This window comes from Deltaproteobacteria bacterium, from assembly GCA_016177765.1.
Taxonomy (GTDB): domain Bacteria; phylum UBA10199; class UBA10199; order JACPAL01; family JACOUP01; genus JACOUP01.
In genome coordinates, this window is sequence record JACOUP010000008.1 from 407,564 (window position 1) to 432,175 (window position 24,612).

The 24,612-nt window shown below is 52.0% G+C and carries 26 protein-coding genes; 18 read left to right on the plus strand and 8 right to left on the minus strand.

Annotation, left to right across the window (positions count from 1 at the left end; genetic code table 11):
- Positions 1-14 precede the first annotated feature (14 nt).
- Genes HYS22_04360 through HYS22_04370 form a run of 3 tightly spaced genes read right to left on the minus strand, consistent with a single transcriptional unit; the run spans position 15 to position 5,126 of the window.
- The gene (locus HYS22_04360) at positions 15-1,181 is read right to left on the minus strand and encodes a hypothetical protein (protein MBI1909383.1); all 1,167 of its coding nucleotides are present in this window, start codon (positions 1,179-1,181) and stop codon (positions 15-17) included.
- Positions 1,156-3,825: a pyruvate, phosphate dikinase gene (locus tag HYS22_04365; protein MBI1909384.1), complete on the minus strand. Its 2,670-nt coding sequence runs from the start codon at positions 3,823-3,825 to the stop codon at positions 1,156-1,158. Before HYS22_04365 ends, HYS22_04360 begins: the two co-directional genes overlap by 26 nt.
- The gene (locus tag HYS22_04370) at positions 3,825-5,126 is read right to left on the minus strand and encodes a glycine--tRNA ligase (protein MBI1909385.1); all 1,302 of its coding nucleotides are present in this window, start codon (positions 5,124-5,126) and stop codon (positions 3,825-3,827) included. The genes HYS22_04365 and HYS22_04370 overlap by 1 nt, the downstream gene beginning before the upstream one ends.
- Positions 5,127-5,247: 121 nt before the next feature.
- Between HYS22_04370 and HYS22_04375 the strand changes: the two genes are divergently transcribed.
- Together HYS22_04375 and HYS22_04380 are read left to right on the plus strand one after the other, a co-directional pair.
- Positions 5,248-6,351: an efflux RND transporter periplasmic adaptor subunit gene (locus HYS22_04375; protein ID MBI1909386.1), complete on the plus strand. Its 1,104-nt coding sequence runs from the start codon at positions 5,248-5,250 to the stop codon at positions 6,349-6,351.
- 9 nt (positions 6,352-6,360) lie between these two features.
- Positions 6,361-7,128 (plus strand): phosphodiester glycosidase family protein, encoded by a 768-nt coding sequence (locus HYS22_04380; GenBank protein MBI1909387.1) that lies wholly within the window; start codon positions 6,361-6,363, stop codon positions 7,126-7,128.
- Between the two features lie 2 nt (positions 7,129-7,130).
- Here the strand turns inward: HYS22_04380 and rho are convergent, their stop codons facing one another.
- Entirely contained in the window at positions 7,131-8,378 is a 1,248-nt protein-coding gene (gene rho, locus HYS22_04385; GenBank protein MBI1909388.1) for a transcription termination factor Rho, read from the minus strand.
- A 309-nt stretch (positions 8,379-8,687) separates the two neighbouring features.
- Between rho and argH the strand changes: the two genes are divergently transcribed.
- The 9 genes from argH (at position 8,688) to HYS22_04430 (ending at position 16,184) form a co-directional block, all read left to right on the plus strand.
- A complete protein-coding gene (gene argH, locus HYS22_04390; GenBank protein ID MBI1909389.1) occupies positions 8,688-10,070 on the plus strand; it encodes an argininosuccinate lyase in 1,383 nt (460 codons plus the stop codon).
- A gap of 78 nt (positions 10,071-10,148) precedes the next feature.
- Positions 10,149-11,405, plus strand: a complete 1,257-nt coding sequence (lysA, locus tag HYS22_04395) for a diaminopimelate decarboxylase (GenBank protein MBI1909390.1) — start codon at positions 10,149-10,151, stop codon at positions 11,403-11,405.
- Between the two features lie 2 nt (positions 11,406-11,407).
- The gene (locus HYS22_04400; GenBank protein MBI1909391.1) at positions 11,408-12,226 is read left to right on the plus strand and encodes a diaminopimelate epimerase; all 819 of its coding nucleotides are present in this window, start codon (positions 11,408-11,410) and stop codon (positions 12,224-12,226) included.
- Between the two features lie 45 nt (positions 12,227-12,271).
- The gene (locus tag HYS22_04405) at positions 12,272-13,405 is read left to right on the plus strand and encodes a chromate transporter (protein MBI1909392.1); all 1,134 of its coding nucleotides are present in this window, start codon (positions 12,272-12,274) and stop codon (positions 13,403-13,405) included.
- A 121-nt stretch (positions 13,406-13,526) separates the two neighbouring features.
- The gene (locus HYS22_04410; GenBank protein MBI1909393.1) at positions 13,527-13,790 is read left to right on the plus strand and encodes a hypothetical protein; all 264 of its coding nucleotides are present in this window, start codon (positions 13,527-13,529) and stop codon (positions 13,788-13,790) included.
- Positions 13,787-14,707: a DUF692 domain-containing protein gene (locus HYS22_04415; protein MBI1909394.1), complete on the plus strand. Its 921-nt coding sequence runs from the start codon at positions 13,787-13,789 to the stop codon at positions 14,705-14,707. Before HYS22_04410 ends, HYS22_04415 begins: the two co-directional genes overlap by 4 nt.
- On the plus strand, positions 14,637-15,422 hold the full coding sequence (locus tag HYS22_04420) for a putative DNA-binding domain-containing protein (GenBank protein ID MBI1909395.1): 786 nt from the start codon (positions 14,637-14,639) through the stop codon (positions 15,420-15,422). The genes HYS22_04415 and HYS22_04420 overlap by 71 nt, the downstream gene beginning before the upstream one ends.
- A 139-nt stretch (positions 15,423-15,561) precedes the next feature.
- Positions 15,562-15,885 carry a mercury transporter MerT gene (locus tag HYS22_04425; GenBank protein MBI1909396.1) on the plus strand — a complete coding sequence of 108 codons (324 nt, stop codon included), beginning with the start codon at positions 15,562-15,564 and terminating at the stop codon, positions 15,883-15,885.
- A gap of 8 nt (positions 15,886-15,893) precedes the next feature.
- Positions 15,894-16,184 (plus strand): hypothetical protein, encoded by a 291-nt coding sequence (locus tag HYS22_04430; GenBank protein ID MBI1909397.1) that lies wholly within the window; start codon positions 15,894-15,896, stop codon positions 16,182-16,184.
- A gap of 17 nt (positions 16,185-16,201) precedes the next feature.
- On the opposite strand, the gene HYS22_04435 is transcribed toward HYS22_04430, so the two are convergent.
- The 4 genes from HYS22_04435 to HYS22_04450 all read right to left on the minus strand — a co-directional run bounded on the left by HYS22_04435 (position 16,202) and on the right by HYS22_04450 (position 18,115).
- Positions 16,202-16,834 (minus strand): MgtC/SapB family protein, encoded by a 633-nt coding sequence (locus tag HYS22_04435; protein ID MBI1909398.1) that lies wholly within the window; start codon positions 16,832-16,834, stop codon positions 16,202-16,204.
- Positions 16,831-17,115 carry a zf-HC2 domain-containing protein gene (locus HYS22_04440; GenBank protein MBI1909399.1) on the minus strand — a complete coding sequence of 95 codons (285 nt, stop codon included), beginning with the start codon at positions 17,113-17,115 and terminating at the stop codon, positions 16,831-16,833. Before HYS22_04440 ends, HYS22_04435 begins: the two co-directional genes overlap by 4 nt.
- Positions 17,105-17,680: a sigma-70 family RNA polymerase sigma factor gene (locus tag HYS22_04445; GenBank protein MBI1909400.1), complete on the minus strand. Its 576-nt coding sequence runs from the start codon at positions 17,678-17,680 to the stop codon at positions 17,105-17,107. Before HYS22_04445 ends, HYS22_04440 begins: the two co-directional genes overlap by 11 nt.
- Positions 17,681-17,776: 96 nt before the next feature.
- The gene (locus tag HYS22_04450) at positions 17,777-18,115 is read right to left on the minus strand and encodes a hypothetical protein (GenBank protein MBI1909401.1); all 339 of its coding nucleotides are present in this window, start codon (positions 18,113-18,115) and stop codon (positions 17,777-17,779) included.
- Positions 18,116-18,185: 70 nt separating this feature from the next.
- On the opposite strand from HYS22_04450, the gene HYS22_04455 reads away from it, so the two are divergent.
- The 7 genes from HYS22_04455 to HYS22_04485 all read left to right on the plus strand — a co-directional run bounded on the left by HYS22_04455 (position 18,186) and on the right by HYS22_04485 (position 24,612).
- Positions 18,186-19,466 (plus strand): radical SAM protein, encoded by a 1,281-nt coding sequence (locus HYS22_04455; protein MBI1909402.1) that lies wholly within the window; start codon positions 18,186-18,188, stop codon positions 19,464-19,466.
- Positions 19,467-19,527: 61 nt separating this feature from the next.
- Positions 19,528-20,847, plus strand: coding sequence for an ATP-binding protein (locus HYS22_04460; protein MBI1909403.1), 1,320 nt, complete (start codon positions 19,528-19,530; stop codon positions 20,845-20,847).
- A 106-nt stretch (positions 20,848-20,953) separates the two neighbouring features.
- A complete protein-coding gene (locus HYS22_04465) occupies positions 20,954-21,571 on the plus strand; it encodes a hypothetical protein (protein MBI1909404.1) in 618 nt (205 codons plus the stop codon).
- A 1-nt stretch (position 21,572) separates the two neighbouring features.
- Positions 21,573-22,202, plus strand: coding sequence for a hypothetical protein (locus HYS22_04470; GenBank protein MBI1909405.1), 630 nt, complete (start codon positions 21,573-21,575; stop codon positions 22,200-22,202).
- A 3-nt stretch (positions 22,203-22,205) separates the two neighbouring features.
- The gene (locus HYS22_04475) at positions 22,206-23,285 is read left to right on the plus strand and encodes a hypothetical protein (protein ID MBI1909406.1); all 1,080 of its coding nucleotides are present in this window, start codon (positions 22,206-22,208) and stop codon (positions 23,283-23,285) included.
- 5 nt (positions 23,286-23,290) lie between these two features.
- Entirely contained in the window at positions 23,291-23,557 is a 267-nt protein-coding gene (locus HYS22_04480; protein MBI1909407.1) for a hypothetical protein, read from the plus strand.
- Positions 23,557-24,612, plus strand: a complete 1,056-nt coding sequence (locus HYS22_04485; GenBank protein MBI1909408.1) for a phosphotransferase — start codon at positions 23,557-23,559, stop codon at positions 24,610-24,612. The genes HYS22_04480 and HYS22_04485 overlap by 1 nt, the downstream gene beginning before the upstream one ends.

Consider the following 24,612-nt stretch of genomic DNA (forward strand, 5'->3'; position numbering starts at 1 on the left):
TGGGTGATTCACCCTTAAGGGTATTTCCCAACGACGGTACGGGTGGCCAAATCAACAACCAGAAGGTTGTCCGAGGCGAGGTTTGTGACATAGAGATAATCGGTCCCCCCCAGGCTAAAAGGGGCCAGACCGAACGGTTGGTCCGAAACAAAACCATTACTGTTTAAATTAAGGGTTGCCGCTATTTCCCCAGTGAGGACATTCACGACGACAATATTGTTCTTCCCAAGATCAGAGACGTAGACCTCCTTGCGGGCATCAAAATAAACAACCTCGTTGGGATTACTCAAGACCTCATCGGTCGATTGACCGAGCGGCATCGTCTGCTTCACAACCGTGCTCAAAGCCACTTCGGTCGTCGCCACCGAATCGGACGGTTTCAGATCGGAAGGGTCAATCACCAAAAGGGAAGGATTGTCAAAATTGCCATCGGCCACGTAGAGAAGTTTTCCATTGGTCGCAATCCCCCTGAAATCCTCTGTTTCACTGGTGATCACATAATCCAGAGACTGGGTCGTGCCTCCCAGTTCCGCAAGGTTCACGACAAAAATCTCCCCTCCCCGTGTGGTGACAAAGGCCTGGTCTCCAATCAAGGCCACCTCCGAGGCCCCTTTCCCCTCCACAGTCTCCCCTGAGGAGAGGTCCACACTAAACTGGAGACTGGTAAAGGTGGCAAGATTCCCGGCTGGATCGTACCGCAACAGGGCCCCGCCGTTCGTCGCCACATAGAAACGACCCCCGGTATCACAACAGGCAATCCCGAAGGGGCTGTCCCCCGAGGCCAGTTCCGTGACGGAGAGAAAATCCGGCGAGCCTTCGTCCAGATTGATCTGGAGGAGCCGGTCGTCCGGATCCAGGTTGTCTTCCGAAAGACGGTTGGGGACATAGAGTCTTTTTTGAGCCAGATCCAGAGAGGCCTGCCCCGAAAAATTGGGGATCGCGGCCGTTTTTATAAGGGTGGGTGATTGCGGATTGGTGATATTCAGGACCATGACGGTTGTGTCCAGATACTTGAGCCGCTGGTTGGAATTGACAAGATAGGCCCGGAGGCCGGCAGGATCAACAGCCACAGCAGTCGGCGAGGCAACCTGGTCGCCAATCTTGGTGAAGAGGGTTTCGGTGCAAGCGGACCCGGCCAAGAGAAGAAATAGGAAGCTAATCGGCTTTGAGAGTTTCCGCAACAGAGGTCTCCTTTAAGGCAGCATGGGCGGCAGCAAGCCGGGCCACGGGGACACGATAGGGGGAACAACTGACATAGTTCAGACCGATCCGGTGGCAAAACTCCACGGAGACCGGATCCCCCCCGTGTTCCCCACAGATCCCAACCTCCAGGGTTGGTTTGATCTCCCTTGCCTTGTCCACACAGAGTTGCATCAGAACACCCACCCCTTTGAGATCCAGCGAAACGAAAGGATCCCCATCCAGCAAACCCTGTTCCAGATAGTCATGCAGAAATTTGCCGACATCATCCCGGCTGAAACCGAGCGTCGTTTGCGTCAGGTCATTCGTCCCGAAGGAGAAAAAATCGGCAAACGGGGCGATTTCATCCGCGGTCATGGCGGCACGGGGGAGTTCGATCATCGTCCCGATCTTGTAGTCAATCTTCTGCCTTTTGCCAGCCATCACCTGATCGGCAACCTTGCGGCAAATATTACGCAACACCTGAAGCTCACTCGCATGCCCGACCAGCGGGATCTCAATCTCAGGTTTCACCGACAGCCCTTTCCTCTGAACCAGCTCACAGGCCGCCTCCATAATCGCCACCACCTGCATCTCATAAATCTCCGGGTAACTGATCCCCAAACGACACCCGCGATGACCCAGCATCGGGTTGAATTCCCGGAGTGACTCCAGTTTGGCCTTAAGCCTTTCCACCGGGACTCCCATATTTTTGGAAAGGAGGCCGATCTCCTCACCCGTATGCGGCAAAAATTCGTGGAGGGGAGGGTCCAAAAGACGGATCGTCACTGGAAGACCGGCCATCACCTCGAAAATTTGCAAAAAATCCCCTTTTTGCATCGGAAGAATCTTGGCCAGCGCCTTCCGGCGTCCTCCCTCATCTTCCGCAAGAATCATTTCCCTGACCGCCTCGATCCGGTCCGGTTCGAAAAACATATGCTCCGTGCGGCAAAGCCCGATCCCCTCCGCCCCAAAATTACGCGCCACACGAGAATCGGTCGCCGTGTCGGCATTGGCTCGGACCTTGAGACGCCGGACTTTATCCACCCACCCCATCAGGGTTGCAAAATCACTGGAGAGTTCCGGTAAAATTGTCGGCACCACCCCCAGCATCACCTCACCACTGCTTCCATTCAACGTGATCGTTTCCCCTTTTCGAACAACGGTAGAACCGATGGTGAACTGATCCTTATCGACATTCAGATCCATTTCGCCGCAACCGACGATACAGCATTTCCCCATCCCGCGGGCAACAACAGCCGCATGGCTTGTCATTCCCCCCCGCGCCGTTAAAATCCCGACGGCGGCATGCATGCCATGGATGTCCTCCGGTGAGGTTTCCAGACGAACCAAGATCACTTTTTCACCAAGTTCCGCCGCCGCTTGAGCTTCATCGGCCGTAAAAACCACCGAGCCAACCGCCGCCCCCGGCGATGCCGGAAGCCCGCGGGCCAGCACCTTCTTAGAGGCCTTCGGATCGATCATCGGGTGGAGAAGTTGATCCAACAGGGAAGGTTCCACCCGGAGGATCGCGGTCTTTTCATCAATCAACCCTTCCCTCACCATATCCACCGCAATCTTGACTGCTGACGGCGCTGTCCGTTTCCCGTTTCGGGTCTGGAGGAGCCAAAGCCTTCTCTTCTGAACGGTGAATTCAATATCCTGCATATCCCGGTAATGCTTTTCCAGTTTTTGATAAATTTTTGTCAGCTCCTGATAGACCTCCGGCATCGTCTTTTCCAGGGAATCAGTCGTCTGATTCAGGGCCTTGGGCGTCCGGATCCCGGCCACAACATCCTCCCCTTGGGCGTTGATCAGGTATTCCCCAAAAAACCGTTTCTCCCCGGTGGAGGGATCCCGCGTAAAGGCAACACCGGTGGCTGAGTCCTCCCCCATGTTGCCAAAGACCATCGCTTGCACGTTAGCCGCCGTCCCCCAGTGATTTGGAATTTTATGAATCCGGCGGTATTCGATCGCCCTCTTGTTGTTCCACGAGCGGAAAACAGCCGTCGTCGCCTCCCATAACTGGACCCACGGGTCCTGCGGAAACAGTTTGCCAGACTCCTCAATCTTTTTCTTGTAATCCTGCACTAACCCCTGGAGATCGGCGGCGGTCAACTCCGTATCCAGTTTGACAGGCCGTAACTCTTTTTTGTATTCCAGCAACCGCTCAAAAATTCGGCTGTCCAGCCCCAAGACCACATTGGCATACATCTGGATAAAACGACGGTAGCTGTCGTAGGCAAAGCGTGGGTTTTCTGTTTTTTCTGCCAGTCCCTGAACCGTTTCATCATTGAGCCCCAGATTCAAAACGGTATCCATCATCCCCGGCATGCTAACACGGGCCCCGGAACGGACGGAGACGAGGAGCGGGTTGTGCCTGTCCCCAAATGTCGCCTCCATGATCTTCTCCACCTTCTCAAGTTTTTCCCTCGCCTCTTTTTCGAGCCCTGCCGGAAGTTCTCCCCCCTTTTCGGTATAAGAGGTACAAACCTCAGTGGTCAGTGTAAAACCGGGCGGGACCGGGATTCCCAAGAGAGTCATTTCAGCGAGACCGGCCCCCTTACCCCCCAGGAGATCCTTCATCCGGCCGTTTCCCTCCGCCTTCCCCCCCCCAAAAAAATAGACCCAATTTTGTTCCTTCATCAGACTCCCTCCTTCAATTGATCTTCCAAGTAATCCCGGACCTGGGAGATCTCGATCCTCTCCTGCTTCATCGTGTCCCGATCCCGAAGGGTCACTTTCTGGTCTTTTTCCGAATCAAAGTCATAGGTCAGGCAATAAGGGGTCCCGATCTCATCATGCCGCCGGTACCGTTTGCCGATGCTCCCAACCTCATCATAATCAGTGGCTAGATGGCGACGGAGTTCGTGGGCCAACTTCCTGACCGGTCCTCCCAGTTTTTTGGAAAGGGGAAAAAGAGCCACCTTGTAAGGAGCGACCCTGGGGGAAAACCGCAGGACCACCCGCGCCTCTTCTCCCCCCTCCCCTGTTCGGGCCATCTCTTCATGATAGGCATCCGCAAGGATAGTCAGAAAGGTCCGGTCCACACCGACCGAGCTCTCCACCACACAAGGGGTAAATTTTTCCTTCGTCTCTTCATCAAAATAAGAAAGATCCTTGCCGGAAACCTTCATATGTTGCGAGAGATCCCAGTCCCCCCGGTCGGCAATCCCTTCCAGCTCCGACCAGCCAAAGGGGAATTCGTACTCAATATCGGTACACCCCTTGGCATAATGGGCCAATTCCTCTTTGGCATGCACCCTCTTCCTCAACTTTTCCTTGCGAACCCCCAAGGCGAGAAACCACCGAAACCGCTCTTCCACCCAGTATTCATACCAATGAGCAGACTCCGAGGCCTTGACAAAAAACTCCATTTCCATCTGCTCGAATTCCCGCGAGCGAAAGATAAAATTCCTCGGGGTGATCTCGTTTCGGAATGATTTTCCGATCTGGGCGATCCCGAACGGGATCTTCTGCCGGCTGGTGACAACAACATTTTTAAACTGGGTGAAAATGGACTGGCAGGTCTCCGGACGGAGATAGGCGATAGAGGAATCCTCTTCCACGGCGCCAACATGGGTCTTGAACATCAGGTTGAACTTCCGGGCCTCCGTCAGGGAACCACCACACTCAGGGCATGTTTTTTTGCTAATCTCATCGGTGCGAAAACGGCGATGGCACTTCTTGCAATCGACCATTGGATCCGTAAAATTTTCCACATGGCCCGAGGCCACCCAGGTCTGGGGGTGGGCGACGATCGAGGTATCCAGCCCCACCACGTCATCCCGTTCCTGAACAACCTGCCGCCACCAACAGTCCTTGATATTTTTCCGGAGTTCGACCCCGATCGGACCGTAGTCCCAGAAACCGTTCAGGCCACCATAGATCTCGCTGGATTGGAAAACAAACCCTCTTCTTTTGGCCAGGGAAACAATCTTTTCCATGAGGAGAGCGCTTTCTAACATCGCCCTTCCAAGGACGTCAAGACAAAAGCCCCCCACCCCTTACCTGATAACCTCTTAAATCTCCTTGCCTTTTAGGTCACTCCCTCTATAATGGAGGGCCATGGGAAGTCTCCTTTCAAGGGCTTGGTTTTTGGCCCTCCTTTTTGTTTCTTCCGGCTGTTTCCGGACTGAGATGCCCGAAAAAGGGGGTCTTCTCAAAAAGAAGACGGATGAAAAACCGCGGGTGATGGTGGTGAGGGTCCTGACCGAAGAAACCAATATGAAGATGAAGACAACCGGTCGTTTGGTACCGATCGACCGGCTTGAGGTCAAGGCAGACCGACAGGTCAAGATTGAAAAAATCTTTGTCGAAGAAGGCCAGAAGGTGAACCAGGGGGAGAACCTTGTCCGATTTGCCGATGAAAAGCATAAACAGCGTCTCGATTTTGTCCGGGCGGAACTGAAAGAAGCGGAGACCGCTGTGAGCGATTACAACCACCTGCAACAAAACAAGGAAAGACTGATTGAAGAAGGAAAGATGGCCGAGGTCCTGTTCACCGGTCTGGATGACAGAATCGCCCATGCGCGGGCCACCCTGGAACGGGCCAGGGAAGAGATCAAACTTTTAGAGGAGATTGAAAACCCGACCGTTGTCGTCGCCGCCCCCTTTGATGGTCTTGTCTCCAAAAAAAGTGCCACGGAAGGCTCCCTGGCGAACAAGGGGGACAGCATCGTCGAAATCATCAAATTCAACCCGATCAAGCTCGTTTTTCAGCTCCCTGTGGAGTTCGTCGACTTTATGACCCGAGAAACACCGGTCAAGGCCCATTTTGACGCCATCCCCGGCCGGGAATTCGGGGCAGAAGTCCAGATGATCGGTCCTGAGATCAACGAGGCCCGGATGATGGAGATCAAAACAACCATGGCCAATGATGACAGCAACCTGAAGCCGGGACAGTCGGCCGAGGTTTCTATCGTCACAAACCGTCCCATCAAGATATCTTACATCCCGGCCGATGCCGTCTGGGAAGAAGGGGGGACAAAGTACGTCTACCGCTTTGACGGTCGGACCCTCCAGAAGGTTTCCATCAACATTGGGGAGAAAAGGGACAATCTCATCACTGTCACGCGGGGGCTCAAGGAAGAGGATGTCGTCGTTGTCTCGGAAAGAGAAGGGCTCTCAAACGGCATGAGTGTGGATGTCCAGTTGGCCGAGGTCCGCTAAAACATTTCAATGATGAAAAAAATTCTCAAGTCTTTTTTTCTTTTTATTTGTTTCTTGGGTCAACCCTCCTGTTCTGAAGCGGCCCCTCCCTGGCAAAAGATAGAAGAGGGGATCGAATACCTCCGGATCGATACAAAACAGGGGGAGTTTAGCACACAATTTACCCTTCATGCCTTTCGGATCGATCCTAAAAATTTCAGGTTTGATCTGGTCAATGCCTCCGATTACAGCTCTCCCAAACTAACAGCTCGTGAATTTTCCGAAAAAAGTGGGGCGTTACTTGTCATTAACGGAAGTTTTTTTGATGAAAGCGCCAAACCACTGGGTCTTCTCGTTCAGAATAAAAAACTGATCCAGACTGTGCGAAATACGGAATGGGGGGTTTTCTTGATGGAGGGGGGGAAACCGTTCATTACCCACCGTAGGGATTTCGGTATAAACCCAACCACTGAAATGGCCTTGCAGACAGGGCCCCGGCTCGTCGTCAACGGAACGATTCCCCGCCTCAAGGAAGCGATCCCGTCACGTCGTTCCCTGGTAGCCATCACCCCTGATAATAAAGTGATCCTGGCGGTCACCGGCTCTACGATTACAGAGACCCAAGACCTGGCCCAATTGGTGGCCCGTAAAGAAAACAAGGGAGGCTTGGGCGTCTCGTATGCGCTGAACCTGGATGGCGGCGGTTCGACACAACTCTACCTCACCACCTCTTCCTTCACCTACCATTTTGCGGGGGATACCGGGGTGGCCAACGGGATTGCGGTTTTTAGGAAATAAAATTATTGACTCATCGAATCCAAGAACTCTTGATTGGTCTTGGTATGTTCCATCTTGTCGGTCAAGAATTCCATCGAATCGACGACATTCAACGGGGCAAGCAGTTTGCGCAGGATCCAGACGCGGTTCAAAACGTTCTCAGCGAGGAGCAACTCTTCTTTTCGGGTCCCTGATTTATTCACATCCATACAGGGGAAGATCCGTTTTTCCATCAGCTTCCGGTCGAGCATGATCTCTGAGTTGCCGGTTCCCTTAAACTCTTCAAAAATAACCTCATCCATCCGGCTACCGGTATCGACCAGGGCCGTGCCGATGATGGTCAAACTCCCCCCCTCTTCAATATTCCGGGCTGCCCCGAAAAACCGCTTTGGCTTGTGGAGGGCATTGGAATCGACGCCGCCGGAAAGGATCTTTCCGGAGGGAGGAACCACCGTATTATAGGCACGGGCGAGACGGGTAATCGAATCGAGCAGGATCACCACGTCCTTTTTGTGTTCGACGAGACGTTTGGCCTTTTCAATAACCATTTCTGCTACTTGCACGTGGCGGGAAGCCGGCTCATCAAAGGTGGAAGAAACCACCTCCGCCTTGACAGATCGTTGCATGTCGGTCACTTCCTCAGGCCGCTCATCAATCAACAGGACAATCAGAACCGATTCCGGATGATTGGCGCTGATTGCGTTGGCGATATTTTGCAGCATCATCGTCTTGCCGGTCCTCGGGGCCGCCACAATCAAGGCCCTTTGCCCTTTGCCAATCGGTGTCAACAGGTCAAGAATCCTGGTCGTATAATTCTTGGGGGCATGTTCCAGCTTGAATTTCTGGTTCGGGTAGAGCGGGGTCAGGTTATCAAAAAGGATCTTGTCCCGCGCCACGATCGGGTCTTCAAAATTGATGTGCTCCACCTTCAGAAGCGCAAAATACCGCTCCGTGTCTTTTGGCGACCGGATCTGCCCAGAAACGGTATCCCCCGTCCGGAGATTGAACTTGCGGATCTGTGAAGGGGAAATATAGATGTCATCCGGACCGGGAAGGTAGTTGTAATCGGGAGAACGCAGAAATCCAAAACCATCCGGCAGGATTTCCAAAATCCCCTCACCAAAGATCATCCCGTTTTTATCGGTCTGGGCGTTCAGGAGCGCAAAGATCAGTTCTTGGCGCCGCATCCCGGCCGCTCCTTCGACGGCGTACGAATGGGCGAGTTCAATCAGATCATTGATCTTCTTCTGCTTGAGGTCCTTGAGGTTCATGACATCCCCTCTGTTTTCCGGGGGGGTGGTCACGATTTCATCCGCACTGATCTCCTCGAAAGACCGGTTATTCGGGTGGTCTTTGCTGAGAGAACGATGCGCTGAGGGATGGGGTCTTCGGCCTGTCATGAAATGAAATGTTTAGGGGTGAAAATCGCTCTACTCTCTTCGTTATTCCAACCAGGTCAGTTCGTGGGATTCACCAGCTGATATCCGCCATTATGCGAAAGTTGCCCGCTCCTGTCAAGCGGTTTTGCAAACGACCTTTAGTTGACAAGACCGACCGATGACTGTAGTTTGCGCTTCCCTATGCCTTCATCACCCAAAAAATGGAGCGGTCGTTTCAAAGAACGGTTGGACCCGCTCGCCCTTGATTTCACCGCCTCCATCGATTTCGATAAAAGGTTGTATTTCTACGATATTTTGGGGTCTTTGGCCCATGCCCGAGCGCTCGGGAGGGCCAAGGTGTTAACCCCCACCGAGGTCCGGAAGATCCAAAAGGGGCTCCATCAGGTCCTGCAGGGGGTCCATTCCGGCAGGCTCCGATTTTCAACCGATCTGGAGGATGTCCACCGCAATATTGAGCAGGCCCTCATCAAGAAAATTGGACCATTGGGAGGGAAACTCCACACCGGCCGGAGCCGGAACGACCAGGTAGCACTCGACCTTCGGCTCTACTGCCGCGACCGGCTTTTGGAGATGCGGGAATCCTTAATCCAACTGGAGAGGGCTGTCCTCAAGAGGGCCAAAGAGTCTTTGGGCATCATGATGCCGGGCTACACCCACCTGCAGAGGGCGCAACCGATCCTCTTTTCCCACTGGTTGCTCGCCTACATTGAGATGTGGGAACGGGACAAGGGGCGGATCCAGGATTGTCTCAAAAGGGTTAACTCCCTGCCGCTCGGTGCCGGGGCGTTGGCAGGAACAACTTTTCCGATCGACCGTCTGCGGGTGGCGAGAGAACTTGGGTTTTTCGATCTCTGCCACAACAGCCTCGATGCCGTTTCCGACAGGGATTTTGCCATTGAGTCGGCCGCCGTCGCCTCCCTCCTGATGAGCCATCTTTCACGGATCTCGGAGGAATTGATCCTCTGGTCTTCGGCCGAATTCGGTTTTATCCGTCTGCCGGAATCGTTCTGTACCGGTTCCTCCATGATGCCGCAGAAGATCAATCCCGATGTCCCGGAATTGATCCGCGGAAAAACGGGACGGGTCTATGGCCATCTGATGGCGCTGTTGACCATCATGAAATCGCTACCGCTCGCCTATAACAAGGATATGCAGGAGGACAAGGAACCGCTCTTCGACCTTTTTGATACGGTGATCGACTGTATGGACCTCCTTCGGGCCCTGATGACTCGGATGAAAACCTCGTCGCAACGGATGAGAGAGGCGATCGAGGATGGCTTCCTCCTCGCCACCGATATGGCGGATTACCTCGTCACCCAAGGGGTCCCGTTCAAAAAGGCCCATGAGATTGTCGGGCAGGTCGTTCGTTATTGCCTTTCCAAAGAAAAAACCCTGGAAGACTTGGCATTGCCGGAACTGAAAAGATTTTCACCGAAGTTTGGGCCGGAGGTAGCGAGTTTTCTGACACCCGAAAAAGCGATTGCCCGAAGAAGGGTTGTCGGTGGAACTGCCCCGGATGCGGTCAAAAACGAAATTCGGAGATTAGAGAAGAATTTGAGGTGACCCTTCGACTTGGCTCAGGGTGTCCTTTATTTCTAGAATTATAGGGGCATGGTGAGCTTGGTCGAACCATGAAATATTATGCACCACTTTCAGTACCATGGCAAAGAACTCTATTGCGAAGAGGTCCCGCTCAAAAAACTGGCCGAGGAAGCAGGAACCCCCTGTTATGTTTACAGCAACGCCACCCTCACCCGTCACTTTGATGTCTTTGAAGAGGCGTTTGCCGATCTACCCCATCTGATTTGTTTCGCCGTCAAGGCGAATTCAAACCTCGCAATCCTCCGCCTCTTTGCCAAGAGGGGGGGAGGGGCCGATATTGTCTCCGGCGGCGAGCTCTTCCGGGCCCGGACGGCCGGGATCCCTGCCAATAAAATTGTTTATTCGGGAATCGGAAAAACCGCCTCCGAGATGAAGCAGGCTCTTCAATCCGGAATCCTCCTCTTTAATGTGGAGTCTGAGGAAGAATTGATCACCCTGAACAGAGTCGCCAAAGAGCTGGGGAGAAAGGCCCCCATTGCGATCCGCGTCAATCCGGAGATTGATCCGAAAACGCACCCCTATATCGCAACCGGTCTGAAAAAAAGCAAGTTTGGCGTTTCGCTTCCGACCAGTCTTCTCCTTTATCAAAAGAGCCGTTCCCTCCCCTTTCTTGAAATAAAGGGGGTCAGCACCCATATCGGTTCCCAGATCACGCAAGTCGGTCCCTTTGTCGAGGCGCTGAAAAAGGTCTCCAAGCTGGTAAAAAATCTTCGCCATCAAGGATTCAAAATTGACACTCTCGACCTCGGCGGTGGCCTGGGGATCCCCTATGCCAACGAGAAGCCGCCGCTTCCGGAGGAATACGGAAAGGCGATGAAAAAGGAACTCGGGGGGCTTGGTGGCACCATCCTTCTTGAACCGGGGCGCGTCATCGTCGGCAATAGCGGTGTGTTGTTGACTAAAGTCTTGTATCGCAAAAAACAGGGCCCGAAGGATTTTGTGATCGTGGATGCCGGGATGAACGACCTGATCCGCCCTTCTCTTTACGGTTCTCATCATGAAATCTGGCCTGTCTCCAGAAAGGGAGGGGCCAAAAAGAAGATGGATGTCGTCGGCCCGGTCTGTGAGTCGGGGGATTTTCTGGCCCAAGAGCGTCCCCTCCCCGCGGTCACTCCCGGAGAATACCTCTCGGTCATGAGTGCCGGGGCGTATGGCTTTGTGATGTCTTCCAATTACAATTCCCGTCCACGCGCCGCCGAGGTGTTGGTGCATGGCAACGATTTTTTTATCATCCGGCAGAGGGAAGAGTATAAAGACCTGCTCCGCGGCGAGCATGTCCCGAGGTTTTTGAGATGAAACTGCCGTTTACCAAGATGCATGGGTTGGGCAACGACTTTATTTTTATCAACGGCCTTACGTCCCGTCTGCCCAACCCCAAGGTCACCGCGCGTGAACTCTGTGACCGTCGGTACGGGATCGGCGCCGATCAGATTTTAATTTTGACCAAATCCCGCAGGGCCGACTTCCGGATGCAGATCTTCAACGCCGACGGCGGAGAGGTCGGGATGTGCGGCAATGGCCTCCGGGCGCTCGCCCGCTTCGTGGCGGAAAAGAAACTCTCCAGCAAGAAAGAACTGGTAATCGAAACCGGCAACGGTTTGCAAAAGGTAAAGGTCGTTGGAAAAAATAGAATTCTTGTCGATATGGGGGAACCGATCCTGAAGGGGAAATTAATCCCGGTGAATCTCTCGGGCCGTGCCATCAACCGGCCGGTCAGGGTGGAAGGAAAGGAGTTCCGGATCACCTGCGTTTCGATGGGGAACCCTCACGCCGTTATCTTTATGGAGGATATCAGCTCCTTCCGGGTAGAAAAATATGGGCCGCTCCTGGAACGGCACACCCTTTTCCCGCAGAGGGCGAACATCGAATTTGTCAAGGTCTTGAACCGTGAGGCGATGGAGATGCGTGTTTGGGAGAGAGGGGCCGGGGAAACGCTCGCCTGCGGGAGCGGCGCCTGTGCCTCAGCGGTAGCCGGCGTTTTGAATGGCTTTATCGACCGGAAGGTCACCGTTCACCTCAAGGGAGGAAAACTGGAGATCGAATGGGACCGCACCACCAACCATGTCAAGATGATCGGCCCGGCCGAAACGGTCTTTGAAGGGGAAGTGGAGATTTGAAAAGAGGTCGTAGTTACGGAAAAGCAAAATTACACCCTCAGGCAACTGGTCCTCTATTTTCTCCGTTTGGGCGCCATCGGGTTCGGAGGCCCTGTCGCGCTGGTTGGTTATATGCACCGGGATCTGGTGGAAGAACGGCGCTGGGTCTCTCAAGACGATTATAAAGAAGGGTTGGCTCTGGCGCAGTTGGCACCGGGGCCTCTTGCCGCTCAACTGGGAATTTATCTAGGCTACATCAACCATGGGATCTTGGGGGCCACACTTACGGGCCTCGCCTTCGTGCTTCCCTCCTTTCTCATGGTCGTCGCCTTAGGATTGGCCTATAAAATCTACGGCGGCTTGAACTGGATGCAGGCGGTCTTTTACGGTGTTGGGGCGAGCGTCATCGGTATCATCGCCCACAGCGCCTACACACTGACCCGTAAAACGATCGGGAAAGACAAACTCCTCTGGCTGATTTATCTGGTTGCCGCCGTGGTGACGATCGCCACAGAGACGGAAACTGTTTTGCTTTTCCTGGGCGCCGGGATCCTGGCCTGGCTGATCAAAGAACCGCCGACATCTTTTAAATTCACAAGAACCGTTTGTGGATTTATCCCACCGTTCTTGTTTCCGTTCCTCATCGGGACTCCGCCTGCCAACAACGACACGTTGTTGAGAATTGTCAGCTTCTTTGCCAAGGCGGGGGCGATGGTCTTTGGCAGTGGTCTGGCAATCGTTCCTTTTTTATACGGCGGCGTGGTCAATGAGTACCAGTGGCTCACGGTGAAACAGTTTCTGGACGCGGTCGCCGTCGCCATGATTACCCCGGGGCCTGTCGTGATCACCGTGGGATTCATCGGCTTTCTCGTGGCTGGTTTTACGGGGGCCAGTCTGGCGGCCCTCGCCACTTTTCTGCCCTGTTATCTGTTTACGATCATTCCGGCGCCCTATTTCAAGAAATATGGGAAACGGCCCGACATCGCGGCCTTTGTGGCGGGGGTGACTGCCGCCGCCACAGGAGCGATTGCAGGGGCTGTGATCATTTTGGGAAGAAAATCGATTTCCGATATGCCGACGGCCCTACTCGCAATCGTGACGGTGACTCTTCTTTTTAGAACCAAAAAGATCAAGGAGCCGCTGATCGTTCTGGCCGCCGCGATCCTTGGGTTTGTTGTCTACCCCTTAGTCCACCACTAGAAGCAGAGGATTTAGATTTTTCTTGTCTCCCCTCGAAAAGCTGATATAAAGCATCGGCATTCAAATAGAGAGGGCCGATCATGGGGGTTGGCCCTCGTTCAAATTTTTTCGGGAGGGTCTTATGAAAAACAAGAAGCTCGCTGGGGCGCTGGTCGCCACCGCTGTCGCCGGGTTATTTATCTCCGGTAAAGTCTTAGCTGAAGAGTCCAAGAGTGATACCAAGGCGGCCAAGGTCCATTGCGAAGGGGGCAATGAGTGCAAGGGGAAGGGAGAATGCAAAGGGGTCGATCACGGTTGCGGCGGGAAGAACGGTTGCAAAGGAAAAGGGTTCATGATGATGACTCAGGCCGAATGCGACGCCGCCAAGGCCAAGATGAAAAAATGACCTCGCAAGGCGGGGTCATCCTGAGCGAAGCGAAGGATCTCCCGTTCTTGGGGTTTGGGGTCGGTCTTCGGACAAAACACTATGGTTACATTCTCAAGAATGAACCTCCCATCGATTGGTTTGAGGTCATTTCAGAAAATTACATGGTGCCCGGAGGCCGGCCCCTTTTTGTTTTGGACCAGATCAAAGAGCGTTACCCGGTCGTCATGCATGGCGTCTCGCTTTCTATCGGCTCCACTGACCCTCTCAATAAAGTCTATCTCAAAAATCTAAAGTCACTCGCCGAACGGGTCCAACCCCAATGGATCTCGGACCACCTCTGCTGGACTGGAACCGGCGGCCACAATGCCCACGACCTCTTGCCTCTGCCTTACAATGAAGAGGCGTTAGACCACGTCGTCCGTCGGGTCAAAATGGTCCAAGACTTTTTGGAAAGACCGCTCCTTTTGGAAAATGTTTCGAGTTACCTGCAGTTTACCCACTCCACGATGACCGAATGGGAATTTCTCTCTTCCGTTGCCAGGGAAGCGGACTGTTTTATCCTGCTCGATATCAATAATATCTACGTCAGCGCGGTAAACCACTCCTTTGATCCTCAAGAATATCTCCATGCTGTCCCCGTCGATCGGGTCAAACAGTACCATTTGGCCGGTCATAGCGATAAAGGAACCCACCTGCTCGACACGCATGATCACCCGATCAAGCCGGAGGTCTGGGGTCTCTATAAACAGGCGATCCGCCGTTTTGGACCGGTTTCCACACTGGTTGAGTGGGACGATCATATCCCCCCCTTCCCCAAACTTTTTGAGGTGGCCAAGAAGGCGAAAAAAATGTATCTCACCTTCAATGAGGCACCAGCCCGAACCATCTCTCAAGACGACACAGCGACTCCTCTGGAAATTCATCAGAGCGCCTGACGGCGTCGCTAAAGCGCTCCAGAAAAATTCCAGGGTTGTCCTTCCGATCCATGGAGACCACCGTCTCTCTGCTGCCAACCGTCTGGACATTTATGCCAATATGTATTTTTACCGGATCCGGGACAGCCTGAAGGAAGACTTTCCCGGAATTTTAAAACTCCTTGGAGAAACCGGCTTTCACAACCTGATCACCCGCTACCTTTATAAGCACCCTTCGACCCACTACTCGCTCCGTTACGCCGGTCAAAAATTCCCCGCTTTTCTTAAAAAGAACCGGTACAAAAAATTTCCGTTCCTGAGTGATCTGGCCCGATTCGAACAGGCCCTGCTCACCACCTTTGATGCCCCCGATGCAATCCCACTCACCCAAGAAGAGTTACAAAAACTAAACCCAACCGAATGGCCGCGGCTCCGGTTGGCGCTGGTCCCTTCTTTTCAGATGATCGCTTCTCCATGGCCGGTGGATAAGATTCATGAAACGTGGATTCCCCTGAAGAAGAAACCGGTTCGGCTCGCCCTCTGGCGGCATCATTTCAAGGTTTACTATCGTTCTATCGCCCCTTTGGAACATAAAATGTTGCGCCAGATCCAACGAAGGGCCTCTTTTGCAGAATTGTGCGCCTCCATAACTAAAAAAATGGGGCCTGCCAAGGCAACGACTGTTGTAACGCAATACCTCCAAAGGTGGCTTTCTGAAGGGCTCCTAAAATGCTAGGAGGGGGTCGGCGAGTAGAGCGGGTTCACACCGGGGAAGAAGGTCTATATCGCGGTAATCCAGAAAAACATATCATTTTGGTTCCTTCGAGACGAAAGTTGAGAGACGGCATCAAAGTATGGTAGAGAGGGGGGACTTTATGCAACTATCACGCATCGCCGCTGTTGGGGCCAGTGTAGCCGCCTTTTTTGGCTCTTGTTGTGCCTTGCCACTCTTATTGATTGGACTCACGGGGACTGTCGGATTTGCAACAGTGTTGGTCCCTTATCAAAAGTATTTCATGGTTCTGACCATCATCCTGCTGGGGACAGCATTTTATCTGGTTTATGGGAGAAAACAGCCTGCTTGCGAAAATCTGAAGCTCTGTAGCCCGACCAGTCAGAAATGGACAAAGGTTCTCTTGTGGATTTCGATAGCATTGACGGCGATTTTTTTGATCGGGCCACATCTGATCACCCCATAAGGAATAAAATGGAAGAAAAATGCGCCAATGGAGTTTGTGAAGTTGCCGAGAAGGAGAGAGGCCGAACTCCGGCATCTCCCGTGAAAGAGAGGTATGATTCTTCACCGATCTGTTACTGTTTTCATATTTTTAGGCAGGATATCGAACAGGAGATCAAAAAAACAGGGAAGACAACAATACCGGATTTTTTAATGGCGCAAATAAAAGCTGGTAACTGTCGGTGCGAGGCTGTCAACCCGCAAGGGACCTGTTGTCTGGGAAATATTTCAGCCGCGGTGAAAAAAATCATGAAATCTTAAGCGGTGATTTTCACCAGTCATTCCGTTTTGACCCCAAGGACATCGGTCATTTTGCGAAGTCTTTCGACGAACTCCTGATGCCGTAACGACGGGTTACAAAAGGCGAAACGAACCGTGACCGCATCGGCCCCTTTTTCAAAGGTGAGCGGGTCTTCTTGAAAATGACAGCGGCTCAAGGCCTCCTGAATCACCTCCAAGACCTTTTCGTTCTCTCTTGTGACAACCTCATAACGAAAGACGCGACACTTGCTTTTTATTTTTTCCTCAACGAATCCCAACAACCGCAGGGCAACGAGGGTGAGCAGGACTCCGAATGCCACCAAGGTATACTGTCGGAAACCGATCGCGACACCGAGGCTCCCATTGACCCAGATGAGTGCCGCCGTCGTGAGTCCCCGGACATTTCCCTTCTGTTGCCAGATGACACCGGCCCCTAAGAACCCCAAGCCGGTCAACACATTGGCGGCAAGCCGGACCACCTCTCCGCCAAACAACTGTCCAGAAATAATAAACAGGGTCGTCCCCAGGCTCACAAGGACCTGGGTGCGGAGTCCGGCCGGTTTGTGCGACATCTCCCGTTCCAGTCCCAAGATCATTCCGCAAACGAAGGCGACACTCAATGGGATTAAAAATTCCTGAATAGAACTCATGGTCGTCCTCCTTGATGACTTAAAAACTCAAACAGTTTCTCTTTGAATTCCGGATCGAGCGACGGCTTCTGAAACGTTTTCCCCAACGAGGCCGTCTTGCGATAGGCCGCGATGAACCGCTGACAATTCTTACACGCCTTGAGGTGTCGCCCCACCACCTTCATGGTCGATGAATCTAAGGCTCCTTCCAAAAAGTCGTAGGCAAATTGCTCGACCTCCTCACAAGTCGGAAGATGCATCATGGCAAACATCGCCCGGATGAATTTTGTTTTAACGGACATATCTTTCCTCAATCCTTTTTCTCAAGAATAACCGCGCACGATGAACCCGATTCTTCATCGCCGGTTTGGTCAGGTCCAAGATGGTACAAACCTCATCCTCCGAAAGTTGTTCAACATCTTTGAGAAGATAAGCGGCCTTCAAGTCTTCGGAAAGCTCTGCAACAGACTCTTGGACAAATAATTGTAGCTCCCGATCGGCCAACTGTTGGTCGGGCAACTTTGACCAATCGGGAACCTCAAAGGTCCGAATCCCATCCTCGTAGTGGGGGAGAACCTCTTCCCACGAGATTTCCCGCCTCGGCTTCTGGCTACGAATCCTCATCAGGGCCTCATTCACCGCAATCCGGTAAAGCCAGGTGTAGAGCGACGAGTTCCCCTCAAACTTTTGGATATTTTCGATCACCTTCAGAAATACTGTTTGCAATACCTCTTTTGCCTCTTCTGGGTTTCGCACAAAACGACTAATGATCCGGAAGAGTCGGTCGCTGTACCCTTCGACCAACCCCCGATAGGCCGACTCCATCCCTTTTTTCAGTCCCTCCAAGAGGGTTGTCTCTTCCTTCATAGAGTTAGATGGTATTTTTGTAAAATAGTCCCCGAAAAAAAGCCCTTGGATAACCCCCCAAGGGCCTTTTTAACTCCTTCAATCCGAAAAACTCAATCACTTCTTTGCGGTGCAGGAACCCTGTTTACCCGACTCCTTTTTGTCGGTCTTTCCTTTATCCTTCATCCCACCGCAGGAGCCTTCCTTCCCTTCCTTGGCCTCCTCCTTTTTCTTGTCCTTTGCGGCCCCGCAAGAACCACCAGAACAAGAACCCTGCTTCATCTTCTTGCCCTCTTCCTTTTTCGCCTCACTCCCCTGGGCCGGTTTGTCACCAGCGAAGGCTAGCGATCCTGTCTTTGCGGCATAACTGGTCGCCAGAAATCCGGCAACCGTCAGTGCTGAAACCAGCAGTTTCTTTTTGTCCATATTCCCTCCCTCTCCAGGCTTGGATGCCATACTGGAACAAAAGTCTGCATGATCTTCGTCATGTCAAAAACCTTTGTTCCGGGTAGGCATCTAACGCGATATGCACTGCTACTTTGCCGTCAGTAAGGTCTGTAATCTGCGATGCCGCTACTGCTATGTTCCGGAATATAATAAAAATCATCAGGCGAACTACGACAGCCAAGCGGTCACCTCCGCCCGGCGCTTTTCTGAAAAAATCCGGCAAGAAGTATTTCCCTTTGAAAGCATCACTCTTCATGGGGCAGAGCCCAGTATTCTCTCGGCAAAGGCCCTGGGAGAGGTCATTCAAATCTTCCGGGAGACAACCAGAAACCAGGTTCGCATCCAGTCCAACGGGACAAGGTTTACAGAATCCTACCTGAACAAACTTCTCGAGGTTATTGGAGATCCCAACCAGCTCTTTGTGGGAATCAGCATCGATGGAAGCGCTTCGATTCATAACCCACAGAGGAATGACACCTGGGACCGGGTCATGGACAATATCAAGACGCTCCGACGGTACAACTTTGAAGTGGGGCTTCTCTCCGTTATCACTCCTCTGACGATAAAACATTTGCAGGACTTTGGCCTCTGGGTTGAGTCCGTAAAACCGGTTGTCCAGGGATTGACCTTTAAACTGGGCGAGCACGGATTCGGCCTTTCCGCGGAGGAAAATAAAACATTTGCAGACTGGCTTTATGAAAGCCGGAACATCAAACACCTCCAGGCCTTCATGCCCGACCTTTGCATGCATGACGGGAACAACTGCGAGTTTTACGAGTTCGACATCGAAGGGAACTGTTACTCCTGCAACAAGAATTACGGCGAGCCCGGAATCTTTGCAAACTGGTTTGAGGAGAATTTTGAAAAGATTGTGGCCAAAAGACAATTCCTCTATGGATCACGACCTGTCGATCCGGAGTGCGAGGTCTGCCCCTATCAGCGCCTCTGCCGGAGCGGCTGCCCTCTGAGTCGGGAAGAAGATAAGTCGGTCGATTGCCTCGTTAAAAAGACGATCTATGCAAAACTCCTTCGTGACGGAATCAGGGCGGAGGCCTTTTTCCCCATTGAGAGTCAATCAACGTCGCGCGCCATGCAACTGGCTCGGTACGAAGACCTCCCTCTGGCCGAGGCCAGGGTGGTCATGAGTCCTCGCCTTCAGTCATCCAGCGGCCTGACATTGAACCGGATAGAGTCAAATTTTCTAAAAATCCTCCTCGCCGATCACGCGACAACGATAGGAGAGGCCTTGGACAGGCTCGGCGCCGCCTGTCCTGATATTCCCGATGAAACCCTCGTCCATGAGGCCTTAACCCTTCTGAAAAGACTCTACGAGAGAGACCTTTTGTCGTTTGCCTCCTGATTAGACACGATGTTGAGAAAAAAACGTTGCAAAAAGTATCTGTTTTATGTACTATTCAACCATGAAAAGAAATATCACCTTAAAATTAGAAAGCTGGCTGAAAAACGGCCAAAGAAGACCATTGATCCTCCAAGGGGCCAGACAGGTTGGCAAGACCTTTATTATCACTGAATTCGGAAAGAGCCATTTTAAAAAATGCCACACCTTCAACTTTGAAGAAAATAGGGAAATGCATTCCCTGTTTGAAAAGAACTTCGACCCAAAAAGGATTATTGAGGAACTGTCTTATATCCAAAAAACTCCGATCCATATCAGGGAGGACCTCGTTTTTTTTGATGAGATTCAGGAATGCCCAAAGGCGTTGACCTCGTTAAAATATTTTTGCGAAAGAATGCCAGAACTATCCCTCGTTTCAGCCGGATCCCTTCTTGGGATAAAACTGTCGGAAGAATCCTTTCCCGTCGGGAAAGTCGATTTTCTGCATCTCTTTCCAATGAATTTTCGGGAATTTCTAGAAGCGGGTGAAAACAAGATGTTGGTGGAGGCCTACGATAACGCCTCCATCGATCATCCCATTGCCGGGATGGCCCATCAACAATTGTGGCGGGAGCTTTTAAACTACTATGTGACCGGAGGCATGCCGCAGGTGGTGTTAACCTACCTTGCAGGCAAAGAAAATAAGCCGGCTGCATTTGACGAAGTCCGAAGAATGCAAAAGATTCTGACGGACAGTTTCAGTAAGGACTTTGCAAAGCATTCCGGCAAGAGCAATTCGGTTCATATTGTTTCTGTGTTTGAAAATATTCCAATCCAATTGTCCGCCCAGGTGGACGCCTCCACAAAGAGGTATCATTTTAACCATGTCATTCCGGGAAAGAAAAGTTTTGCCCATTTACAGGGTCCCATCGACTGGCTTGAAAATGCCGGCCTCATCATCAAAGTATCCATTTGCAATAGGGCCGAAATTCCCCTGAAAGCTTTTTGCAAAAACAACTTGTTCAAACTGTTTGTTTTTGATGTTGGGGTTCTTGGTTCCATGTTGCATCTTCCGATTCAGTCCATTTTGGAACAGGATTACGGCATCACAAAGGGATATCTGGCCGAAAATTTTGTCGCACAGGAATTGTTGGCCTCTGGTGTGGGTGATTTGTACTCATGGACTGAACGAAATTCCGAAATCGAATTTTTAATGTACAGGAATAACGTCATTGTTCCTGTGGAGGTAAAGGCTGGGCACAGGACCCAGGCCAAAAGCCTTCAGCAATTTATAATCAAATATTCACCATCGGTCGCCATCAAATTGTCCGCAAACCCATTTTCCAAAACCCGCCAATTGGCCAGCGTCCCACTCTATTTCGCAGGAAAGCTTGCTTCACTCTGATCCATCGCATAATTTTTAAAAGAATTTTGACGCTTTAGGGTAGCTTCTTACGCTTCTTAGCTAGATTGCCACCCCCTGCCATTCATGGTATACTGACAATATCAGTATGACACAACGCGAGAAAGAGAAGATTGACGCCGTCACGAGCCTGCAGGAGTATTTTTACGAGCTTGTACGAAAGGCGATCGGTCGACAAAAGGTCGTCGCCACGAAGGAGGCCGAGTTTTACCTTGTCAATCTCCTCAGAGATTTCCTGAAGACCGAGAAGGTTTATGAAAACAGGTCGGATACCTTTAAAGAAGAGCCGCTCGCCCTAATGCTCCAGCGGGCCTTTGATGCCGACCAGACCTCCAAGGTCACTATCCTTAAAAAGATGGGTGATTTTTCCCTCTACATTGCCGGTTTTTTCCCGAACAGCCTTTCCCGTCAGCTGGTCGATATCGACTACTACATCAAGATGGGGGGATCTGCCTATCAAACCTTGTCACAGGCCCCCAAATCGCCACGAGCCCTGCGCGATATTTTTCTCGAATTGGCCGAAAAATTTCTGTTTTTTGTCGACGTCCTCTCGGAAGTAAGTGAGGAGAGCACACTCAAATCTCATCTTGATATCCTCCGCCTCTATGAAACCTGGCTGAAGACCGGGAGCGAAAGGGCGTTCGAACGGCTCCATCAGGAAGGGATCATTCCTTACCGGGCGGGGGGTTATAAAATCAGCCAATAAAATGGACACCCTTTTAAGACTCCAACAGACGCTGGAAAAGGTTTATTCCCTCCCCCATATTGTGGATATCTCCCGTTTCCTGACCCATTCAGAAGCGGTTCGAGGCCAGGTTAAAACGGAGGAGGTCCTTTTTATTTACCAACGGTCCGAAAATCTGGAACTGGCCCTTTTTATAGACCAGCGGGTTCTGGCCAATCTTGAAAAAAATGACCCCTGGAAAGAAGTCCACTCAAGAAACTTCAGCGATTTCTGCACCGCCGCGGAAGGGGTCAGTCATTTTGTCTTCCTGATGCAACGCGTTTCAGAACAGAGACCGGTCCGCCCATTGGAATTGGAACTCCAGGGGGAGATTGACAAATTTGTTTTGTCCTCCCTCTTCCTCCAGGGGCAGGAAAAACAACAAGAGGCCCGCGATCTGCCGGAATCGTTGTTCGAAAATTATTCACTCCTGCCTCACCTCAGCGCCGAAGAAAAAGAACGGTACGAGACCGCCAATCGTTTGGCCAGACGCTACTCCGCGCTCCTGATCAAACGGCACCCCTCTTCGCTTTATGATCTCCTTCTTGAAGTCCGTCAATTTTACCCCCTTCCTCTTTCCGAAAAGATCCACACCATACAAAACCACCGCTAATTGATGAAACAAACATTACTGATCCTCGTAATGGTCCTGATACCGATGACAGCCACTCCCTACCAAAAAGGGGTGGCCCTCGGGCTCTTCTATAAGGAGCCTTATTACGATTATTCCGGTCACCTTCGGGAGATAAAGGCGGTCGGCGGTCAATCGGTCTCCCTCGTCGTCTCCTGGTACCAGAAAAATGTCACGGCCAGCGAGATCTACTCCAAGACCGTCCGGCAGGGCGATTTTCAAACCTTTCCCGATGAACGATTAAGACAGACTATCCGCCAGGCGCATGCCGCCGGTTTGAAGGTTTTTCTCTTTCCGATCCTCCGGCTGGAGCACCGGGAACCCAAACAATGGAGAGGAACACTCAAACCTGCTGATAAGGAACGCTGGTTTGAAAACTACCGCCGGTTCATCCTTCACTACGCCAAACTGGCTTCAGAAGGAAAAGTAGAACTCTTTTCTGTCGGATCCGAGCTCTGCTCCCTGGAAGGAGAGCAGACGTTCTGGTTGAAATTGATTGGGGAGGTGCGGTCCCGCTATTCTGGAAAACTGATCTATTCCGCTAACTGGGACCACTATGAACCGGTGAAATTCTGGTCCGCCCTTGACTATCTGGGGTTAACCGGCTACTACGAGCTCAGCGCTGTAAAGAACCCGACCTTGGCCGGACTGGTGGGCCGCTGGAAGGAGATACAAAGGTCTCTTGAGAACTGGCAAAAAAAACAGGGTAAAAAAATCATCTTCACCGAGATCGGTTACCCTTCCATTGACGGGACAAGCATCTACCCTTGGGATTACACCCGGACTGACGCTATTGATGTAGAGGAACAGGCGCTCTGTTACGAGGCCTTTTTTCAGGCATGGCACAATTACCCCACATTTGGCGGCGTTTATTTTTGGAATTGGTACGGGGCCGGAGGCCTGCAAGACCCCAATTATACCCCCAAGGGGAAACCGGCCGAAAAGATCTTGAAAAAATGGTACGGTTCCTCCTCATCCCCCTCCTGGCCGCTGGTCTCTTCACCTCCTGTGAGGCCGGGGACGACTTCCCTGAAACCATCGTCAGCCAGACCCCCCCAATCCTGAAAAAGGTGGATCCCCAAAGCCTCCACCGCGGAGAAACGCTCACACTTTATGGGAATGGTTTCTCCATTGCCCCGGCGGAGAATACGGTCATCCTCGGAAATAGGTCGGTCAACGGCTCAAGCTACGGGCTGAATGATGGGACTGTTGAGGGAGCCGCTGAGAAGTTGACTGTCACCATTCCCAACGACCTCCCCGATGGGGAACAGGGGGTTACCCTCTCTGTCCTTGGAAACAACACTAACAGCGATCTTAAGATCACGATTCTTCCCTGATGAAAGAACAGCTCCGACAATTCTTTGAGGAGAAATTCGGTCAAAAAGCCGATTCATGGCAACTCACCAAACTACATGGCGACGCCTCGTACCGAACCTATTTCCGCGCTAACCTGGGCCCTGGAAAAACCTTCATCGTGATGCAACTCCCGGCAGGCCAGGCCAGCGTCTCGGAGGAGATTACAAATTTGAGGGAAAAACCGCGAGACCTTCCATTTCTGGAGATCGCCCGCTACTTGGGTGGGCTTGGCCTCCCTGTCCCCCAGGTTCATCACTATGATTCTAAAAACCGGTTTCTTATCCTCGAAGACTTGGGGGATGAGACCCTGGAAAAGAGGGTCTCTCTAAAACCCAAGGAAAAGGAATCCTGGTACAAGAAGGCGATTGACCTCTTGGTGGAAATGCAAAGACGAACCCGCCTTGACTCGCAGGCGAGGCAGGCCTCCGAAAAGGGCCGTTGCATCGCCTTCCAACGCTCCTTTGACGAGACTCTTTTCAACTGGGAGCTGGACCACTTTCGCGAATATGGAATAGAAATTCGCCTCAACAGGAAAATAGGTGCCTCCGATCTTTCCCTCTTCGAGAAATACCGGCGGCAGATCGCCTCCGTCCTGACAAAGATGCCAACCGTTTTTACTCACCGCGACTACCAGAGCCGGAATCTGATGATCCATCGTGAGAAACTCTACTTGCTCGATTTCCAGGACGCCCTCATCGGACCGATGGTTTACGATCTGGTCGCCCTCCTCCGTGACTCCTACATCGTCCTTGAACCGGATCTGGTCGACGAGCTTTTGCACGATTACCTTGAAAAACGGGGAGAGACCGTTTCCCTCGATTTTTCCTCCCTCCGCATGATGTTCGACTGGGTCACGATCCAGAGGAAACTGAAGGATGCCGGCCGTTTTGTCTATATTGACAGGGTCAAGGGGAACAGAGGGTTTCTGCCGTCCATCCCTGCCTCTCTGGCCTACGTGAAGGAGGCGTTTACCCGACAAAAATCATTGGGAGAGTTTTTTGAACTCTTAAAAAAATATGTCCCCGAATTTTCCTAA

What these genes read in the sequence shown, in the direction of transcription:
- HYS22_04365 (MBI1909384.1), bottom strand. Translation starts at nt 3,825, where the DNA reads ATGAAGGAACAAAATTGGGTCTATTTTTTTGGGGGGGGGAAGGCGGAG.
- HYS22_04370 (MBI1909385.1), bottom strand. Translation starts at nt 5,126, where the DNA reads ATGGAAAAGATTGTTTCCCTGGCCAAAAGAAGAGGGTTTGTTTTCCAA.
- HYS22_04375 (MBI1909386.1), top strand. Translation starts at nt 5,248, where the DNA reads ATGGGAAGTCTCCTTTCAAGGGCTTGGTTTTTGGCCCTCCTTTTTGTT.
- HYS22_04380 (MBI1909387.1), top strand. Translation starts at nt 6,361, where the DNA reads ATGATGAAAAAAATTCTCAAGTCTTTTTTTCTTTTTATTTGTTTCTTG.
- rho (MBI1909388.1), bottom strand. Translation starts at nt 8,378, where the DNA reads ATGAACCTCAAGGACCTCAAGCAGAAGAAGATCAATGATCTGATTGAA.
- argH (MBI1909389.1), top strand. Translation starts at nt 8,688, where the DNA reads ATGCCTTCATCACCCAAAAAATGGAGCGGTCGTTTCAAAGAACGGTTG.
- lysA (MBI1909390.1), top strand. Translation starts at nt 10,149, where the DNA reads ATGCACCACTTTCAGTACCATGGCAAAGAACTCTATTGCGAAGAGGTC.
- HYS22_04410 (MBI1909393.1), top strand. Translation starts at nt 13,527, where the DNA reads ATGAAAAACAAGAAGCTCGCTGGGGCGCTGGTCGCCACCGCTGTCGCC.
- HYS22_04415 (MBI1909394.1), top strand. Translation starts at nt 13,787, where the DNA reads ATGACCTCGCAAGGCGGGGTCATCCTGAGCGAAGCGAAGGATCTCCCG.
- HYS22_04420 (MBI1909395.1), top strand. Translation starts at nt 14,637, where the DNA reads ATGAGGCACCAGCCCGAACCATCTCTCAAGACGACACAGCGACTCCTC.
- HYS22_04425 (MBI1909396.1), top strand. Translation starts at nt 15,562, where the DNA reads ATGCAACTATCACGCATCGCCGCTGTTGGGGCCAGTGTAGCCGCCTTT.
- HYS22_04430 (MBI1909397.1), top strand. Translation starts at nt 15,894, where the DNA reads ATGGAAGAAAAATGCGCCAATGGAGTTTGTGAAGTTGCCGAGAAGGAG.
- HYS22_04435 (MBI1909398.1), bottom strand. Translation starts at nt 16,834, where the DNA reads ATGAGTTCTATTCAGGAATTTTTAATCCCATTGAGTGTCGCCTTCGTT.
- HYS22_04440 (MBI1909399.1), bottom strand. Translation starts at nt 17,115, where the DNA reads ATGTCCGTTAAAACAAAATTCATCCGGGCGATGTTTGCCATGATGCAT.
- HYS22_04445 (MBI1909400.1), bottom strand. Translation starts at nt 17,680, where the DNA reads ATGAAGGAAGAGACAACCCTCTTGGAGGGACTGAAAAAAGGGATGGAG.
- HYS22_04450 (MBI1909401.1), bottom strand. Translation starts at nt 18,115, where the DNA reads ATGGCATCCAAGCCTGGAGAGGGAGGGAATATGGACAAAAAGAAACTG.
- HYS22_04455 (MBI1909402.1), top strand. Translation starts at nt 18,186, where the DNA reads ATGCACTGCTACTTTGCCGTCAGTAAGGTCTGTAATCTGCGATGCCGC.
- HYS22_04460 (MBI1909403.1), top strand. Translation starts at nt 19,528, where the DNA reads ATGAAAAGAAATATCACCTTAAAATTAGAAAGCTGGCTGAAAAACGGC.
- HYS22_04465 (MBI1909404.1), top strand. Translation starts at nt 20,954, where the DNA reads ATGACACAACGCGAGAAAGAGAAGATTGACGCCGTCACGAGCCTGCAG.
- HYS22_04470 (MBI1909405.1), top strand. Translation starts at nt 21,573, where the DNA reads ATGGACACCCTTTTAAGACTCCAACAGACGCTGGAAAAGGTTTATTCC.
- HYS22_04475 (MBI1909406.1), top strand. Translation starts at nt 22,206, where the DNA reads ATGAAACAAACATTACTGATCCTCGTAATGGTCCTGATACCGATGACA.
- HYS22_04485 (MBI1909408.1), top strand. Translation starts at nt 23,557, where the DNA reads ATGAAAGAACAGCTCCGACAATTCTTTGAGGAGAAATTCGGTCAAAAA.